The sequence below is a fragment of the Pseudomonas sp. S1_G07 genome (genome assembly GCF_054668565.1).
In genome coordinates this window covers 817,355-832,584 of the sequence record NZ_CP162778.1, presented here as the reverse complement: position 1 = coordinate 832,584, position 15,230 = coordinate 817,355, and the positions used below count along the sequence as shown (strand labels likewise).

Sequence of the window (15,230 nt, the reverse complement as noted above, 5' to 3'; positions counted from 1 at the left end):
GATCCACAGGAGCGTGGCAATGCGTTGGGCGACTTACTTCGCCGTGTTGGCCTCGGTATTGAGCGTCGGCCTGGCTTTGGGCGTCAGCATGCCGCTGGTGTCGTTACGCCTCGAAAGCTGGGGCTACGGCAGTTTTGCCATCGGGGTGATGGCGGCGATGCCCGCGTTCGGCGTGCTGTTCGGCGCCAAGGTCTCCAGCAGACTGGCGTCATGGCTGGGTACCGCCAAGCTGATGCGCTTGTGCCTATGGGCGGGCGCAGTGTCCATCGGGTTGCTGGCGATTCTGCCCAGTTATCCGATATGGCTGGTGCTGCGGCTGATGATCGGGGTGATCCTGACCCTTGTGTTTATTCTGGGCGAAAGCTGGATCAACCAATTGGTCGTGGAGCAGTGGCGTGGCCGGCTGGTGGCACTGTATGGCTGCAGCTATGCCTTGAGCCAGCTCTCGGGGCCGTTGCTGCTGGGTGTGATTGGCACCGACCACGACTATGGATTCTGGGTCGGCGTGGGTTTGTTGCTGGTGTCGCCATTGCTGTTGCTGGGGCGTTCGGGGGCGCCCACCGCCGAGTCGTTCAGCGTGACGTTTGCCGACCTGTGGCGGTTTTGCCTGAGCCTGCCGGCGATTGCCTGGGCGGTGGCGCTGTTCGCCGCGTTCGAAGCGATGATCCTGACACTGCTGCCGGTGTATTGCCTGCAACAGGGGTTCACTGCCGAGATCGCCCTGGCGATGGTCAGCACGGTGGTGGTCGGTGACGCGCTGCTGCAATTGCCCATCGGTGCACTCGCGGATTACCTGCCTCGGCGCAGGCTGTTTCTCGCTTGCGCGGTGCTGTTGCTGGCGTCAAGCCTGGCGATTCCGTTGCTGATGCACACGCTGCTGATCTGGCCGATATGGGTGCTGTTCGGCGCCAGCGCCGGCGGGTTGTTTACCTTGTCGTTGATCCTGATCGGCGAACGCTATCGAGACGATGCGCTGGTGCGCGCCAATGCCCATATCGCGCAACTGTGGGGCGTGGGTTGCCTGGTCGGCCCGCTGGTGGCGGGAGCGGGCAGCCAGTGGGTCAGTGGGCACGCGCTGGCGCTGTTGATGGCGGCTGGCGCATTGGGACTGGTGCTGTTGTTGCTGCGCCAAGGCGCGTTTGGCACCGCGCGACCGGCCTAGAGCATGCGTTCCAGGCCCACACTGGTGGCGAACCAGGCATTGAAGCGTCGCCACCAGCTGCCGGGTTCCCGGGTCAGGGTGTGCAACTGGCCGTTATCCTCGGTCAGCCATACCACGTGGCCGTCCTGCAGCTTCGCTTCGTAGCTCAGGGCCGGCGCCATGCCCTGCAGCGCGAGGTTGCGCACGTGTTCCGCCAGCTCGGGGCTGTCCACCAGCACACCGACTTCGGTGTTCCACAGGACTGAACGCGGGTCGAAGTTGAAAGAGCCGATGAACGACTTGGTCCGATCAAAAATGATCGCTTTGCTGTGCAGGCTGGAGTCCGAGCCACGGAACGTACCGCGACCAAACAGATGTGGCCCGCTGCCCGCACTCGGGGCGCCTGGTTGGCGGCGCAGTTCGTAGAGCTTAACCCCATGCTCGAGCAGGGCCTTGCGATACGGTGCGTAGCCACCGTGTACGGCCGGCACGTCGGTGGCTTCAAGAGAGTTGGTCAGCAGGCTCACCGACACGCCCGCGTCGGCGCGCCCCGTCAGGTACACCAGGCCCGGTTGCCCCGGCACGAAATACGCCGAGATCATCATCAGCTCATGGCTGACGCCCTCAAGCTCCGGCGCCAGTTGCGTGGTGAGCAGCAACCGAGGGTCAGGGTCGGCCTTTGCCAGCACCTTGCTTGGCGCGTCCCACAGAGCCTGGTTCCAGGCCCAGATCAGCTCGCGGCGCCAGATGTCCATGCGCGGTTGGGTCTGATAGGCGCGCAGGCGGTTGTATAGCGCGTGATTCTGCTGGCGCGAGTCGGCCAGCGATGCCTCCAGGCCCGCACGCGCGGCGGCCAGGTCGCCTTTGGAGGGGCGGCTGGAAACAAAGTCATCGATAGGTTTGCTCAGGGCGCTGTTCCAGTACTGGTCGAAACTGTGCCCGAGCTGCTCGGCGACCGGCCCGGCGCTGAGCATGTCGATATCGGTGAAGTTCAGGTTGGGCTCGGCGTCGAAGTACTCATCCCCCAGATTGCGCCCGCCGACGATGGCCACGCTGTTGTCCGCCAGCCACAACTTGTTGTGCATGCGTCGGTGTTGCAGCGACAGGTTGAACAAGCGCCCCATGGCTCGCGTGGCCCCCGTACTGCGGCCCAGGTGCAGGGGGTTGAACAAGCGAATCTCGATCCTGGGGTGGGCGGCGAGGGTGGCGATGATCTGGTCGAGGCCGTCGCTGGTGGTGTCGTCCAGCAGGATGCGCACGCGCACGCCACGGTCGGCGGCCTTGAGCAGCTCGTCCACCAGCATGCGCGTGCTAATGCCGTCGTGGACGATGTAGTACTGCAAGTCGAGGCTGGTCTGGGCGTTGCGGATCAGTTCGGCGCGGGCCATGAAGGCTTCGCTGCTGTTGGGTAGCAGGCGGAAACCGGAGCGGCCCTGGTAAGGCGCGGCCTGGGCCTGGATCGAGCGGCCGAACGACGACTGGGCCGCCGGCAGGGCATCACTGGGGATGCGCGGGGTATGCACCGTGGCGCAACCGCCCAGGGTCAGGGCTCCCAGCAGGCAAAACGGTAAAAGCCGTCGATTCATCAAGGGAGTCGCTTCCAGATCGGGTCGGTTGTCGACATAGGACGGCTATTTTTCGGGAAAGGTCAGTCCGCCGACTCCGCCAGCATTTTGCTCGCGGTCGTGCCCACTTTACGCACGGCCTCTTCAATCTGAGGGGTTGGCTTGGCGCTGTAGTTCATGCGCAGGCAGTTTCGGTATTTGCCGGAAGCCGAAAAGATACTGCCCACTGCCACCTGCACGCCTTGTTCCATCAGCGCACGGTTGAGCTTGAGGGTGTCAAAGCCTTCCGGCAGTTCTATCCACAGCATGAAGCTGCCCTGAGGCCGGCTGGCCCGTGTGCCGGCCGGGAAATAGCGGCTGACCCAGTCGAGCATCAGGTCGCGATTGCGCTGGTATTGTGCGCGCATCCGTCGCAAATGCGGTTCGAAATAGCCACCCTTGAGAAACTCCGCGATCGCTATCTGCGGCTGGGTGGCCGTGGAGCCGGTGCTGATGTATTTCATGTGCAGCACCCGTTCCAGGTAGCGCCCGGGTGCAACCCAGCCAATGCGCAGGCCGGGCGCCAGGGTTTTCGAAAACGAGCTGCACAGCAGCACGCGGCCGTCTTCGTCGAAGGATTTTATGGTGCGCGGGCGTGGATAGCTGTAGGCCAATTCGCCATATACATCGTCTTCGATGATCGCCACGTCAAAGCGCTGGGCCAGGGTCAGCAGTGCACGTTTGCGCGCCTCCGGCATGATGTAGCCCAGCGGGTTGTTGCAGGTGGGAGTCAATTGGATGACCTTGATCGGCCACTGCTCCAGCGCCAGCTCCAGGGCTTCGAGGCTGATGCCGGTTAGCGGGTCGGTGGGGATTTCCAGGGCCTTCATGCCCAGGCCCTTGAGGGTCTGCATGGCGCCGTGGAAGCTGGGCGAGTCCACCGCGACGATATCGCCGGGAGAGCAGATGGCATGGATGCTGGCGGACAGCGCCTCATGGCAGCCGGTGGTGACCACGATGTCTTCGGCGCTCAGTTGGCAGCCGGAGTCCAATGACAGCCGGGCGATTTGCTCGCGCAGTTCCATGCAGCCAAGGATGTTGTCGTAATACAGCCCCGGCAGATCCTGACGCCGGCTGACGCGGGCCAGGCTGCGCAGCAGTGGCTTGAGAGTGGGTGACAATACATCTGGCATGCCGCGACCCATCTGTATGACGTCTTTGCGGGGTACGGCGCGAATCAGCTCCAGCACCAGGTCCCACTGGGAAATTTCCACCGGGCGCTGTGCCGGCCGGCCGACTTCCGGCAGGGCCGGCAACTCGCGGCCAGCCGGAACAAAATAGCCGGACTTGGGCTTGGGCGTAGCCAGGCCATTGTCTTCCAGCAAACGATAGGCTTGTTGCACGGTGCTCAGGCTGACGCCATGTTCCACGCTCAGGGCCCGTACAGACGGCAAGCGATCGCCGGGGCGGTAGAAGCCTTGTTCGATGCGGGTGCCGAGCAATTCAGCGAGGTTGACGTACAGCGTCATGGGGCCACTCCCGGGAGACCAGTACAGATAGGTGGAAAATACAGGATTCAGGCGCCCATAGGCAGTATCTGTATGGATTTAATAACGTCTGGTTGAATCTGTAATGGTTGTGGTCGCTCGTCCATGCTGGTCACTCAACGCAATACGTCACTGAGGGGCAGCAAAATGAACGGCATGAGCGATGTGCGGCTGGTATTACACGGTCAGGAACTGGAAGCGGGGCAGGAGCGTGCGATGAGTGCGTCGGCCCATAGCCGCTGGAGTCTGTTCTGGCGCCGCCGGCATACGCGCAAGGCCCTGCTGACACTGACCCGTGAGCAATTGCGCGATATTGGCTTGAGCGCTGAACAGGCGCGCCAGGAAGGGTTGAAGCCCTTCTGGCGCAGTTGATCACACGAGCTCTTTGAGGCGGTGCCAGAGCATCCCCAGCGCTAACAGCGGCGAACGCAGGTGCTTGCCGCCGGGGAAGGTCATGTGCGGCACCTGGGCGAACAGATCGAAACGCCCCTGTTGCTGGCCGCTGATGGCTTCGGCCAGCAGCCTGCCCGCCAGGTGCGTGGCGTTGAGGCCATGGCCGGCGTAGGCCTGGGCGTAATACACGTTGGGATGGTCCGCCAACCGACCGATCTGCGGTAAGCGGTTGGCACCGATGCCGATCATGCCGCCCCACTGATAGTCGATCTGCACGTCGGCCAATTGCGGGAATACCTGCAGCATCTTCGGGCGCATATAGGCGCCGATGTCCTGGGGGTCGCGCCCGGAATAGTGGCAGGCGCCGCCGAACAACAGGCGCCGGTCAGCGGACAGGCGGAAGTAGTCCACAGTCACCCGTTGGTCACATACGGCCATGTTCTGTGGCAGCAGGCGGGTCGCTTGCGCTTCGCTCAACGGCTCGGTGGCGATGATGTAACTGCCGGCGGGCAGCACTTTGCCGCTCAGGTGTGGATTAAGGCCGTTAAGGTAGGCGTTGCAGGCCAGCACCAGGGTCCTGGCGCGCACGTGTCCCTGGGCGGTGTGGACCTTGACCTCTGGCCCGTAGTCGATGTGCGTCACTGCGGACTGCTCGAACAACTGCACACCTGACTGCTGCGCAGCCGCGGCTTCGCCCAGCGCCAGGTTCAGTGGGTGCAGGTGCCCGGAGCCCATGTCGATCATGCCGCCAACGTAGCGCTCGGAGCCGATCACACTGCTCATTTCGCTGGCTTGCAGCAGGCGCACTGCATGGCGATAACCCAAGCTGCGCAGTTCCTCGGCGTCGTCGGCCAGGCCTTGCAGGTCACGTGGCTTGTTGGCGAGGTCGCAGTAGCCCCAGGTCAGGTCGCAGGGAATCTGGAAGCGCTCGACGCGCTCGCGCACGATCTCCACGGCTTCCAGGCCCATCAGCTTCATCTGGCGCACGCCGTCGCTGCCGATCACATTGGCGAACTGATCCAGGCCGTGGCCGACGCCGCGAATCAACTGGCCGCCGTTACGGCCACTCGCGCCCCAGGCCACCTTGCGTGCCTCCAGCAGCACCACGCTGAAGCCGCGTTCGGCCAGCTCAAGGGCGGTGTTGAGCCCGGAAAAACCACCGCCAATCACGCAGACATCGGCGCAGGCCTCGCCGGTCAAGGTCGGGTAAGCGGCTTGCGGCACGCTGCTGGCGGCATAGTAGGAGTTGGCGTGCTGGGCGCTGGCAGTCATGGGAGCATCCCTGTTTGGAAAATTTGACGCAGGATACAGCGGTCGGACGAGGCTGTCTGCGCACGCCGTTTTAGGTCAGAATCCCTGCCTATTCGCCGTTCGGTACCTGCTTCGATGAGTTGCAACAGTCAGAAAGTCAGCGCATTGCGCCGCCAGATTCCTTCGTTCGAGTGTGTCCCGGGCTGTCACGACTGCTGTGGGCCGGTCACCACTTCGCCCGAGGAAATGTCGCGCCTGCCGCGTAAGACCGCAGCCGAGCAGGACGCAGCCATGGACGAGCTTAACTGCGTGCATCTGGGCCCCAACGGCTGCACGGTATACGACGAACGGCCGCTGATCTGCAGGCTGTTCGGCACCACCAAGACGTTACCGTGCCCCAATGGGCGGCGGCCGGTGGAGCTGATTCATCCGAGGGTCGAACAGCAGATCCATGAGTACATGGCGAGCACCCGGCAGGTACTGGTTTAGTCCTGTTCTTCAGTCAGGAATCGGTAAATTCAGGCTCTCTTTCACCTCTTCCATCACGATATAGCTCTTGGATTCCCGCACATGGGGCAACTTGAGCAGGATATCGCCCAGCAGTTTTCGGTATGACGCCATCTCGGAGATCCGCGCTTTGACCAGGTAGTCGAAGTCCCCGGACACCAGGTGGCACTCCAGCACATGGGGCAGTTTCAGCACAGCGCGGCGGAACTCCTCAAAGGTGTCGCCGGACTTGTAATCGAGGCTGATCTCGACAAATACCAGCAAGCTCCCCTTCAAATGCTGCGGGTTGAGCCGCGCGTTGTAGCCCATGATGATCCCTTCGCGCTCCAACCGGCGCACCCGCTCGGTGCACGGCGTGGTCGACAGCCCGACCTTCTCTCCCAGCTCAGTGAATGAAATGCGCCCATCGGTTTGCAGGATGCGCAGGATGTTGCGGTCGATCTTGTCCAGCTCCCGCTTGGTCTGGGTGTTGGTACGCATAGGGGATACGCCTCTGTGAAAACGGTTTTTGCCGAGAATTGTCGCCAAATATAGGCAGTTATATAGTGAAATGCACTGGCGATTGCTTTTTATACTGCGCTCATCATTGCTCCAACAACACACGTCAGCGGCCAGGCCGCGATGAGGATACAAAAATGCGCGTTCTGGTCTTGGGTAGCGGCGTCATTGGTGTGACCAGTGCCTACTATTTGGCGCGGGCCGGCTTTGAGGTCGTGGTAGTCGACCGCCAGCCAGCCGCCGCCATGGAAACCAGTTTTGCCAACGCCGGCCAGGTGTCGCCTGGCTACGCTTCCCCCTGGGCTGCCCCGGGCGTGCCGCTCAAGGCTATCAAGTGGCTGCTGCAGCGCCATGCGCCGCTGGCGATCAAGGCCACCGCCGATATCGACCAATACCTGTGGATGGCGCAGATGCTGCGCAACTGCACCGCCAGCCGTTATGCGGTGAACAAGGAACGCATGGTGCGCCTGTCCGAGTACAGCCGCGACTGCCTCGATGAACTGCGTGCCGAGACCGGCATTGCCTATGAAGGTCGCAGCCTCGGGACGACCCAGCTGTTCCGTACCCAGGCCCAGTTGGATGGCGCCGCCAAGGACATCGCCGTGCTGAAGGAGTCCGGTGTGCCGTTCGAGCTGCTGGATCGCGCCGGTATCGCCCGTGTCGAGCCGGCGCTGGCCAGCGTGACGGATATCCTCGCCGGTGCCCTGCGCCTGCCGAACGACCAGACCGGCGACTGCCAGATGTTCACCACGCGCCTGGCCGATATGTGCAAGCAATTGGGCGTGGAGTTCCGCTTCGAACAGGACATCCAGCGCCTCGACTACGCCGGCGACCGCATCAACGGCGTGTGGATCGACGGCAAGCTGGAAACCGCCAGCCGCTACGTGCTGGCCCTCGGCAGTTATTCGCCGAAGCTGCTCAAACCACTGGGGATCAAGGCCCCGGTGTACCCGCTCAAGGGTTACTCGCTGACCGTGCCGATTACCAATCCGGCGATGGCGCCGACATCGACCATTCTGGACGAGACCTACAAGGTCGCCATCACCCGTTTCGACAACCGCATCCGCGTCGGCGGCATGGCTGAAATAGCCGGTTTTGACCTGTCGCTGAACCCACGTCGACGCGAAACCCTGGAGATGATCGTCAACGACCTTTATCCTCACGGCGGCGATCTGGCCGAAGCCACGTTCTGGACCGGCCTGCGCCCGACCACCCCCGACGGCACGCCGATTGTCGGTGCCACGCCGTTCAAGAACCTGTTCCTGAACACAGGCCATGGCACCCTCGGCTGGACCATGGCTTGTGGTTCCGGTCGTTTGCTGGCCGACCTGATGGCGAAGAAAACCCCGCAGATCAGCGCCGCGGGCCTCGATATTTCCCGTTACGGCAACCACCAGGAGTCCGCAAAACATGTCAATCCAGCGCCAGCTCATCAATGAGCGCATGAGTCAGATCGTTGTCCACAGCGGTACCGTGTATCTGGCCGGGCAAGTCGGCGACGACATGAGCGCCGGGATTGAACAGCAGACCCTTGAAACCCTGGCCAACATCGAGCGGTTGCTCGATCTTGCTGGTACCGACAAGACCAAATTGCTGTCGGTGACGATTTACTTGAAAGACATCGACGCCGATTTCGCCGGCATGAACGCGGTGTGGGACAAGTGGCTACCCAAGGGCGTCGCCCCGGCCCGCGCCACGGTTGAAGCCAAGCTGTGCGAACCGCAAATCCTGGTAGAGCTGTCCGTTGTGGCCGCGCTGCCGTAAACACTGATTCCTTTCCCGGTGTCGACGCTGTCTATCGGTACCGGTTTTTCTTCACTTTGCTGCCTAGAAGCCTGCCGCCATGCGTCCAGCCCGTGCCCTGATCGACCTCCAAGCCTTGCGCCATAACTACCAGTTGGCCCGTGAAGTCACGGGGGCCAAGGCTCTCGCTGTGGTCAAGGCCGACGCCTACGGCCACGGTGCCGTGCGCGTGGCTCAGGCGCTGGAAGCCGAAGCCGATGGGTTTGCCGTGGCGTGCATTGAGGAAGCATTGGAGCTTCGGGCTGCCGGCATTCGTGCGCCGGTGCTGCTGCTGGAAGGTTTTTTCGAAGCCGACGAGTTGCCGTTGATCATCGAGCATGATTTCTGGTGCGTGGTGCATTCGCTCTGGCAATTGGAGGCGATTGAACAGGCCGCGCTGAGCAAGCCGCAGACCATCTGGCTCAAGCTGGATTCGGGCATGCATCGCGTCGGCCTGCACCCCAAGGACTATCACGAGGCTTACCAGCGCCTGCTGGCCAGCGGCAAAGTCGCCAAGATTGTGTTGATGAGCCACTTCGCCCGCGCTGATGAGCTCGATTGTGTCAGCAGCAACCAACAAGTGGCGGTGTTTGAAGCGGCACGCCAGGGCCTGTCGGCCGAAGTCAGCCTGCGTAATTCACCTGCGGTATTGGGCTGGCCGAATGTGTCCAGCGACTGGGTACGCCCGGGCATCATGCTCTACGGCGCGACGCCGTTTGGCGAAGACCAGGCCATCGCCGCGCGTTTACAGCCGGTGATGACCCTGGAATCGAAAGTGATCTGCGTACGCGAACTGCCGGCCGGCGAGCCGGTGGGCTACGGCGCGCGGTTCATTACGCCCAAGCCGATGCGCATCGGCGTGGTTGCCATGGGCTATGCCGACGGCTACCCGCGTCACGCGCCCACCGGTACGCCGGTACTGGTGGCAGGGCAGCGCAGCCAATTGTTGGGGCGTGTGTCCATGGACATGCTGTGTGTCGACCTGACGGATGTGCCCCAGGCCGGCCTGGGCTCGACTGTGGAGCTGTGGGGCAAGACTATTCTCGCCAGTGACGTTGCGCTCGCCGCCGAGACCATTCCCTACCAGATCTTCTGCAACCTGCGTCGCGTGCCAAGGCTCTATTGCGGCACTTGAGCGCCAGATACGAACGCCGCGACCTGGGATTTAGGCCCAAGTGTTGTAAATACTGAACGCTGTCGCCATGATAACGCTCAATTACAACAAAGCCTGAATCCTAGGAGGCACCCGCATTGGACGTCGGCGAACGACTGCAATCCATCCGTAAACTGAAGGGTCTTTCCCAGCGCGAGCTCGCCAAACGGGCGGGCGTCACCAACAGCACCATTTCGATGATCGAAAAAAACAGTGTCAGCCCCTCGATCAGCTCCTTGCGCAAGGTGCTGGGTGGTATCCCCATGTCCATGGTCGAATTTTTTTCCGAGGAGATCCTCCAGGAAATACCGACGCAGATCGTCTATAAAGCCAATGAGCTGATCGACATCTCCGACGGCGCCGTGACCATGAAACTGGTAGGTCGCGCGCATCCGAGCCGGGCGATCACGTTTCTTAACGAAATTTACCCACCGGGCGCCGATACCGGCGAAGAAATGCTCACCCATGAAGGCGAGGAGACCGGGATTCTGGTGGAGGGCCGCCTGGAGTTGGTGGTGGGTCTTGAAACTTTTGTGCTCGAAGCTGGCGATAGCTACTACTTTGAAAGCACCAAGCCTCATCGTTTTCGCAATCCGTTCGACGTGCCGGCGCGACTAATCAGCGCAGCCACGCCCGCGAACTTTTAAGAACAGAGGCGTCCTGCCTACGTTGCAGAGACTCCCGCAGCTGCATTCCACCCGGTTGAATCTCCCTTTATTTAATGGGGTTGTTTCAGCCTGGCGGGCTAACCGTTATACTTTCGCCGCCTGCGAAACCGTGGCCGCAGGCGTGAATAGCCACCATTGAGGGTGAACGCGTGAACCTAATTATGAAAATGCTGGCTGCACCAGCAATAGTATTGGCCCTGACGGGGTGTGGGCAAAAAGCTGAGCCACCTATCAGCAAAGCGAGCAGCGACGCGATTGCCGAGCGCCTCGAGCCCGCCGGGAAAGTATGTGTCCAGGGTCAAGAGTGCAAGGGGATGGACGTCGCCGTGGCAGCGGGCGGGGCCGGCGGGGCGAAAACCCCGGACGATATCATCGCCAAGCACTGCAACGCCTGCCACGGCAGCGGCGTGTTGGGCGCACCGAAAATCGGCGACACCGCCGCCTGGAAAGAGCGCGCCGACCACCAGGGCGGCCTCGATGGCATCCTGGCCAAGGCCATCACTGGTATCAACTCCATGCCGCCTAAAGGCACTTGCGCTGATTGCTCGGATGATGATCTGAAGGGTGCGATCCAGAAAATGTCGGGGCTTAAGTAAGGTTCTTCACGGATTGCCGGGAAAGACGCTCTTGATCTTCATGAAAAAGAATTCGCTGTCCCGGTAACCGTACGCCATTCGTTTGATGACCTTTATTCGATTGTTTATTCCTTCCAACTGACCAGTGTGCATTGGCCAGCGTACCCGGCTCACGATGCCCCGCAAGTAGCCCTTTAATCGCTTTGCGAACTGGATCAGTGCGGGTATTTCGCTTTCTTGAGCGTGACGCAGCCACTGCTTCCAGGCTGATCTCCAGTCCCAGGCATCGCTCGGCGCCCAGAGCATTTTGAGCTCGGCCTTCATCAAGTAGACCGTCATTAACGATTGGTTAGCGGCCAGCAGATCCTGTAAATGAACCTGCTGTTCCGGCTTTTTCAGGTTCTCCGGGTTACGCAATAGCAACCATCGCGCTTGCTTTATGACCTTTCGAGCGGGCTTGTCATGGCGCAGTCGGTTCGCCTCGTCAACGCGAACACGATCAATCACTTCTCGGCCATATTTGGCGACCACATGGAAAAGGTCATAAATCACCCGTGCTTTTGGGCAGTGTTGGCGAACCTCCAGGTCATAAGCCGTGTTCATGTCCATCGCTACCGCTTCAATTCGGGCGCACCCTTCTGGCCCCAGCTCTTCGAAAAACGGTCTGACTGCCGCTCGGCTACGGCCTTCGCCGATCCAAAGCACTCGCCGAGTATCAGCGTCCAACACCACGCTGGCGTAGCGATGACCTTTGAATAACGCGAACTCGTCCATTATCAAGCGCCGTGGCTGGGCCTTGGGTAAGGCACTCAACGCCGCTTGCAGAGCGCGCCGCTCCAGCAACCGAACGGTGTCCCAGTGCAGCCCGAACATTTGCGCAACATGCAGTGTAGGAAGGCGTTCGCAGGCTTGAATAACGGCCTCTGCCAGCCGGCGCGTCATGCGGGCATAGCGATCCAGCCAACTGACGACCTCCATGCGCTTGCCACAATCACGGCAGCCAACACGCCTGAGCTGCACGTTGAGGCGGACTGCGCGACCGAGAATCGGCAAGTCACGCACGACTCGATCGCAGTATTCATGAGTTGTTGGACAGAGCTTTTGGCAGCCACCACAGGTGGGAAATCGCGTGGCCTGGGGGATCAGATCGATTTGAAGGGCATCGCCGTCAGGTTTGATCGCGACGACAGAAAAGCCCTCCCAAAAAGGAAGGAAAGTATTAATATCGCGCATAAGAACGCCGGTTTTTTAGATGTGTTTGCTCGCACGAACATCATCCATCAAATCGGCGTTCTTGTTTCTGTGTTTCCCGGGATTCCGTGAAGAACCTTAAGTAAACCGATCCTCGCCAAAAATGCCGCTTACGAGCGGCTTTTTTGTGCACGCAATGTGTGTTTCCAGGCTGTTCATTGCAGCAAAGGCCCGGCAAGCTCGGTCCAACCCCTATTCATGGAATGTTCGGGAGCAGTCGGATGGTGCAGTTGTGTTCAATCGAGCAAGCAGTTGACGACGTACTGGCGCGCTTGCCGGCGCATATTCATATGGGCATGCCGTTGGGCTTGGGTAAGCCCAACCTGTTCGTCAATGCGCTGTACCGTCGTATCGCCAAATTGCCTGAGCGGGCGTTGACGATCTATACCGCCCTGAGCCTTGGCCGGCCGACGCTGGGAGATGGGTTGCAGAAGCGCTTTCTTGAACCCTTTATCGAACGGGTGTTTGGTGATTACCCCGAGTTGGATTTCCTCGCGGCATTGCACACAGACAGCCTGCCGAAGAACATCCGCGTGCAGCAGTTTTTCATGCAGCCTGGCAGCCTGTTGCATAGCACCTCGGCCCAGCAGGACTACGTCAGCAGCAACTACAGCCACGCCGCCCGCGACATCAACGCCGCCGGCCTGAACCTGGTGGCGCAGTTGGTGGCCAGCAGCGCTGAACACCCTGATCGCCTGAGCCTGAGTTGCAACCCCGATATCACCCTCGACCTGTTGCCGATGATCGCCAAGCGCCGTGATGCGGATGAAACTATCTTGATCGTCGGCCAGGTACACACCGATTTGCCCTACATGCCTGGCGATGCCGAGTTGGGTATGGATGCGTTCGACTACCTGGTCGATGAAAAGGACAGCACCACGCTGTTTTCCACACCGAACATGCCGGTGGGGTTCCAGGATCATTTCATTGGCCTGCATGCCAGCACCCTGGTGCGTGACGGCGGCACCTTGCAGATCGGCATTGGCTCCATGGGCGATGCGCTGACCGCCGCCTTGCTGGCACGCCAGGCCGACAATGAAGCCTACCGGTCGCTGCTGACCGACCTCGACGTGTATCAGTGGGCGCCGTTGATCAGCCATGAAGGGGGCGTCGATCCGCTCGCGCGTGGCCTCTATGGCTGCAGCGAGATGTTCGTCAACGGCCTGTTGGTGCTCGCCGACGCGGGTATTGTCCGCCGCAAGGTGTACCCGGACGTGGCGACCCAGCAGCAGGCGAATGCCGGCTTGCTGGACGATGCGGCGCAGCCCGATGGTATTTCGATCCACGGTGGCTTCTTTCTTGGCCCGCGTAGTTTCTACCAGCGCTTGCAGGAAATGACCCATGCCAAGCGCCTGGAATTCAACATGACCCGCATCAGCTACATCAACGAGCTGTACGGGCAGGAAGAACTCAAGCGTTTGCAGCGCCAGGATGCGCGGTTTATCAACAGCGCGATCATGGTGACGTTGCTCGGCGCCGGTGTGGCGGACCAATTGGAAGACGGCCGCGTGCTCAGCGGCGTGGGCGGGCAATACAACTTTGTTGCCCAGGGGCATGCGCTGGAAGGTGCGCGCTCAATCCTGATTTTGCGCAGCTGGCGTGAATCGGGCGGGGAGGTCAGCTCCAATATCGTCTGGGATTACGGCCACTGCACCATTCCTCGGCACCTGCGGGATATCGTCATCACCGAGTATGGGATTGCCGACTTGCGCGGGCAGACGGACGCCAAGGTGATCGAGGCGTTGCTCAACATCACCGACTCGCGCTTCCAGAACGACTTGATCGAACAGGCGCAAAAGGCTGGCAAGTTGGCCAAGGATTTCCAACTGGATCCACGTTTTTCCGACAACACACCCGAGCGACTCCAGGGGATTCAGGCGCGGCATAAACGGCTGTTTCCGGAGTATCCCTTGGGCAGCGACTTCACCGATGAAGAGCAGGACGTGTTGCGGGCATTGAACTGGCTCAAGAGCAAATTCAAGCTGACGGAGATTCTGGAGTTGGGCAGGGCGGCGTTGGATGCGCCGGAGCCGGAGGCGTTTTCCAAGCATTTGGAGCGGATGCGGTTGGATAAGCCGCAGGGGCTTAAGGAAGACCTGTATCAACGTCTGCTGCTGGCCGGCCTGCAGGCCACCGCTCACTGACAGCCCGTGGGAGCCGGCAAGCTCCAAATGCCCGTCAGTTAAGCGCAGATCCCCTGTGGGAGCTGGCTTGCCTGCGATGGCGGTGGATCAGTAGACCCCTATGCCAGCTGACCCACCGCCATCGCGGGCAAGCCCGCTCCTACATGTTTAACCGCATTCAGGCCGCGATTATTCGATGAAGGTGACAACCCCTCCCGCCAACGACTTCACCCGTGCCAGCGACTCTACCCGATAACCCTGCGCATCCAGCTCCGCGCGGCCACCCTGGAACGACTTCTCGATCACGATCCCCAGGCCGGCAACGGTTGCGCCGGCCTGCTTGATGATCGAGATCAGCGCCTGGGAGGCCTTGCCGTTGGCCAGGAAGTCATCGATCACCAGCACGCGGTCGCTGCTGGTCAGGTGGCGCGGCGAGATGGCCACGGTACTCTCGGTTTTCTTGGTGAAGGAATACACCGTGGCCGACAGCAGGTTTTCGGTGAGGGTCAGGGACTGTTGCTTGCGGGCAAAGATCACCGGCACGCCAAGGTTCAGGCCGGTCATGATCGCCGGGGCGATGCCCGATGCTTCGATGGTGACGATCTTGGTGATGCCCGAGTCCTTGAACCGCGCGGCGAATTCGTCGCCGATCAGCTTCATCAGCGCCGGGTCGATCTGGTGGTTCAAAAAGGCGTCGACCTTGAGTACCTGATCGGAAAGCACGATGCCTTCTTCGCGAATTTTCTTGTGCAGTGCTTCCACGGAAAGCTTCCTCTAATGGCGTGCTGTGCGCCGAA

General features: G+C 61.1%; 15 protein-coding genes. 9 read left to right on the top strand and 6 right to left on the bottom strand.

Translation table 11 applies throughout. The features are described 5' to 3' along the window. The first annotated feature begins 19 nt into the window (after positions 1–19). Positions 20–1,162 carry an MFS transporter gene (locus AB4O05_RS03955; RefSeq protein ID WP_460132858.1) on the top strand — a complete coding sequence of 381 codons (1,143 nt, stop codon included), beginning with the start codon at positions 20–22 and terminating at the stop codon, positions 1,160–1,162. On the opposite strand, the gene AB4O05_RS03950 is transcribed toward AB4O05_RS03955, so the two are convergent. Next, positions 1,159–2,727 (bottom strand): phospholipase D family protein, encoded by a 1,569-nt coding sequence (locus AB4O05_RS03950; protein ID WP_460132860.1) that lies wholly within the window; start codon positions 2,725–2,727, stop codon positions 1,159–1,161. The two genes, AB4O05_RS03955 and AB4O05_RS03950, sit on opposite strands and share 4 nt — an antisense overlap. Positions 2,728–2,789: 62 nt before the next feature. Beyond that, positions 2,790–4,214, bottom strand: coding sequence for an aminotransferase-like domain-containing protein (locus tag AB4O05_RS03945; protein ID WP_460132862.1), 1,425 nt, complete (start codon positions 4,212–4,214; stop codon positions 2,790–2,792). A 165-nt stretch (positions 4,215–4,379) separates the two neighbouring features. Between AB4O05_RS03945 and AB4O05_RS03940 the strand changes: the two genes are divergently transcribed. Then, a complete protein-coding gene (locus AB4O05_RS03940) occupies positions 4,380–4,604 on the top strand; it encodes a DUF1127 domain-containing protein (RefSeq protein ID WP_460137679.1) in 225 nt (74 codons plus the stop codon). On the opposite strand, the gene AB4O05_RS03935 is transcribed toward AB4O05_RS03940, so the two are convergent. Further along, a complete protein-coding gene (locus AB4O05_RS03935; RefSeq protein ID WP_460132865.1) occupies positions 4,605–5,897 on the bottom strand; it encodes an NAD(P)/FAD-dependent oxidoreductase in 1,293 nt (430 codons plus the stop codon). It lies immediately after the preceding gene. Between the two features lie 114 nt (positions 5,898–6,011). Here AB4O05_RS03935 and AB4O05_RS03930 point away from each other — a divergent pair, with 114 nt between their 5' ends. Further along, a complete protein-coding gene (locus AB4O05_RS03930) occupies positions 6,012–6,365 on the top strand; it encodes a YkgJ family cysteine cluster protein (protein WP_460132867.1) in 354 nt (117 codons plus the stop codon). Positions 6,366–6,374: 9 nt separating this feature from the next. On the opposite strand, the gene AB4O05_RS03925 is transcribed toward AB4O05_RS03930, so the two are convergent. Next, positions 6,375–6,863 carry an Lrp/AsnC ligand binding domain-containing protein gene (locus AB4O05_RS03925; RefSeq protein WP_003176896.1) on the bottom strand — a complete coding sequence of 163 codons (489 nt, stop codon included), beginning with the start codon at positions 6,861–6,863 and terminating at the stop codon, positions 6,375–6,377. 155 nt (positions 6,864–7,018) lie between these two features. Here AB4O05_RS03925 and dadA point away from each other — a divergent pair, with 155 nt between their 5' ends. The 5 genes from dadA to AB4O05_RS03900 all read left to right on the top strand — a co-directional run bounded on the left by dadA (position 7,019) and on the right by AB4O05_RS03900 (position 11,080). Beyond that, complete coding sequence (gene dadA / locus AB4O05_RS03920) at positions 7,019–8,320, top strand: D-amino acid dehydrogenase (protein WP_460132868.1); 1,302 nt, start codon at positions 7,019–7,021, stop codon at positions 8,318–8,320. Continuing rightward, positions 8,292–8,645 (top strand): RidA family protein, encoded by a 354-nt coding sequence (locus AB4O05_RS03915; RefSeq protein WP_460132870.1) that lies wholly within the window; start codon positions 8,292–8,294, stop codon positions 8,643–8,645. Before dadA ends, AB4O05_RS03915 begins: the two co-directional genes overlap by 29 nt. A 79-nt stretch (positions 8,646–8,724) precedes the next feature. Beyond that, positions 8,725–9,798, top strand: coding sequence for an alanine racemase (gene alr / locus AB4O05_RS03910; protein WP_460132872.1), 1,074 nt, complete (start codon positions 8,725–8,727; stop codon positions 9,796–9,798). 116 nt (positions 9,799–9,914) lie between these two features. Then, positions 9,915–10,463 carry a cupin domain-containing protein gene (locus AB4O05_RS03905; protein ID WP_460132875.1) on the top strand — a complete coding sequence of 183 codons (549 nt, stop codon included), beginning with the start codon at positions 9,915–9,917 and terminating at the stop codon, positions 10,461–10,463. A 182-nt stretch (positions 10,464–10,645) separates the two neighbouring features. Further along, positions 10,646–11,080: a c-type cytochrome gene (locus AB4O05_RS03900; protein WP_460137681.1), complete on the top strand. Its 435-nt coding sequence runs from the start codon at positions 10,646–10,648 to the stop codon at positions 11,078–11,080. Positions 11,081–11,086: 6 nt separating this feature from the next. On the opposite strand, the gene AB4O05_RS03895 is transcribed toward AB4O05_RS03900, so the two are convergent. Continuing rightward, positions 11,087–12,292 carry an ISL3 family transposase gene (locus tag AB4O05_RS03895; RefSeq protein WP_460132573.1) on the bottom strand — a complete coding sequence of 402 codons (1,206 nt, stop codon included), beginning with the start codon at positions 12,290–12,292 and terminating at the stop codon, positions 11,087–11,089. Between the two features lie 239 nt (positions 12,293–12,531). On the opposite strand from AB4O05_RS03895, the gene AB4O05_RS03890 reads away from it, so the two are divergent. Beyond that, entirely contained in the window at positions 12,532–14,454 is a 1,923-nt protein-coding gene (locus AB4O05_RS03890; RefSeq protein WP_460132876.1) for an acetyl-CoA hydrolase/transferase C-terminal domain-containing protein, read from the top strand. A gap of 168 nt (positions 14,455–14,622) precedes the next feature. Here AB4O05_RS03890 and AB4O05_RS03885 read toward each other — a convergent pair whose 3' ends face one another. Continuing rightward, complete coding sequence (locus AB4O05_RS03885; RefSeq protein ID WP_460132878.1) at positions 14,623–15,195, bottom strand: xanthine phosphoribosyltransferase; 573 nt, start codon at positions 15,193–15,195, stop codon at positions 14,623–14,625. Positions 15,196–15,230 lie beyond the last annotated feature (35 nt).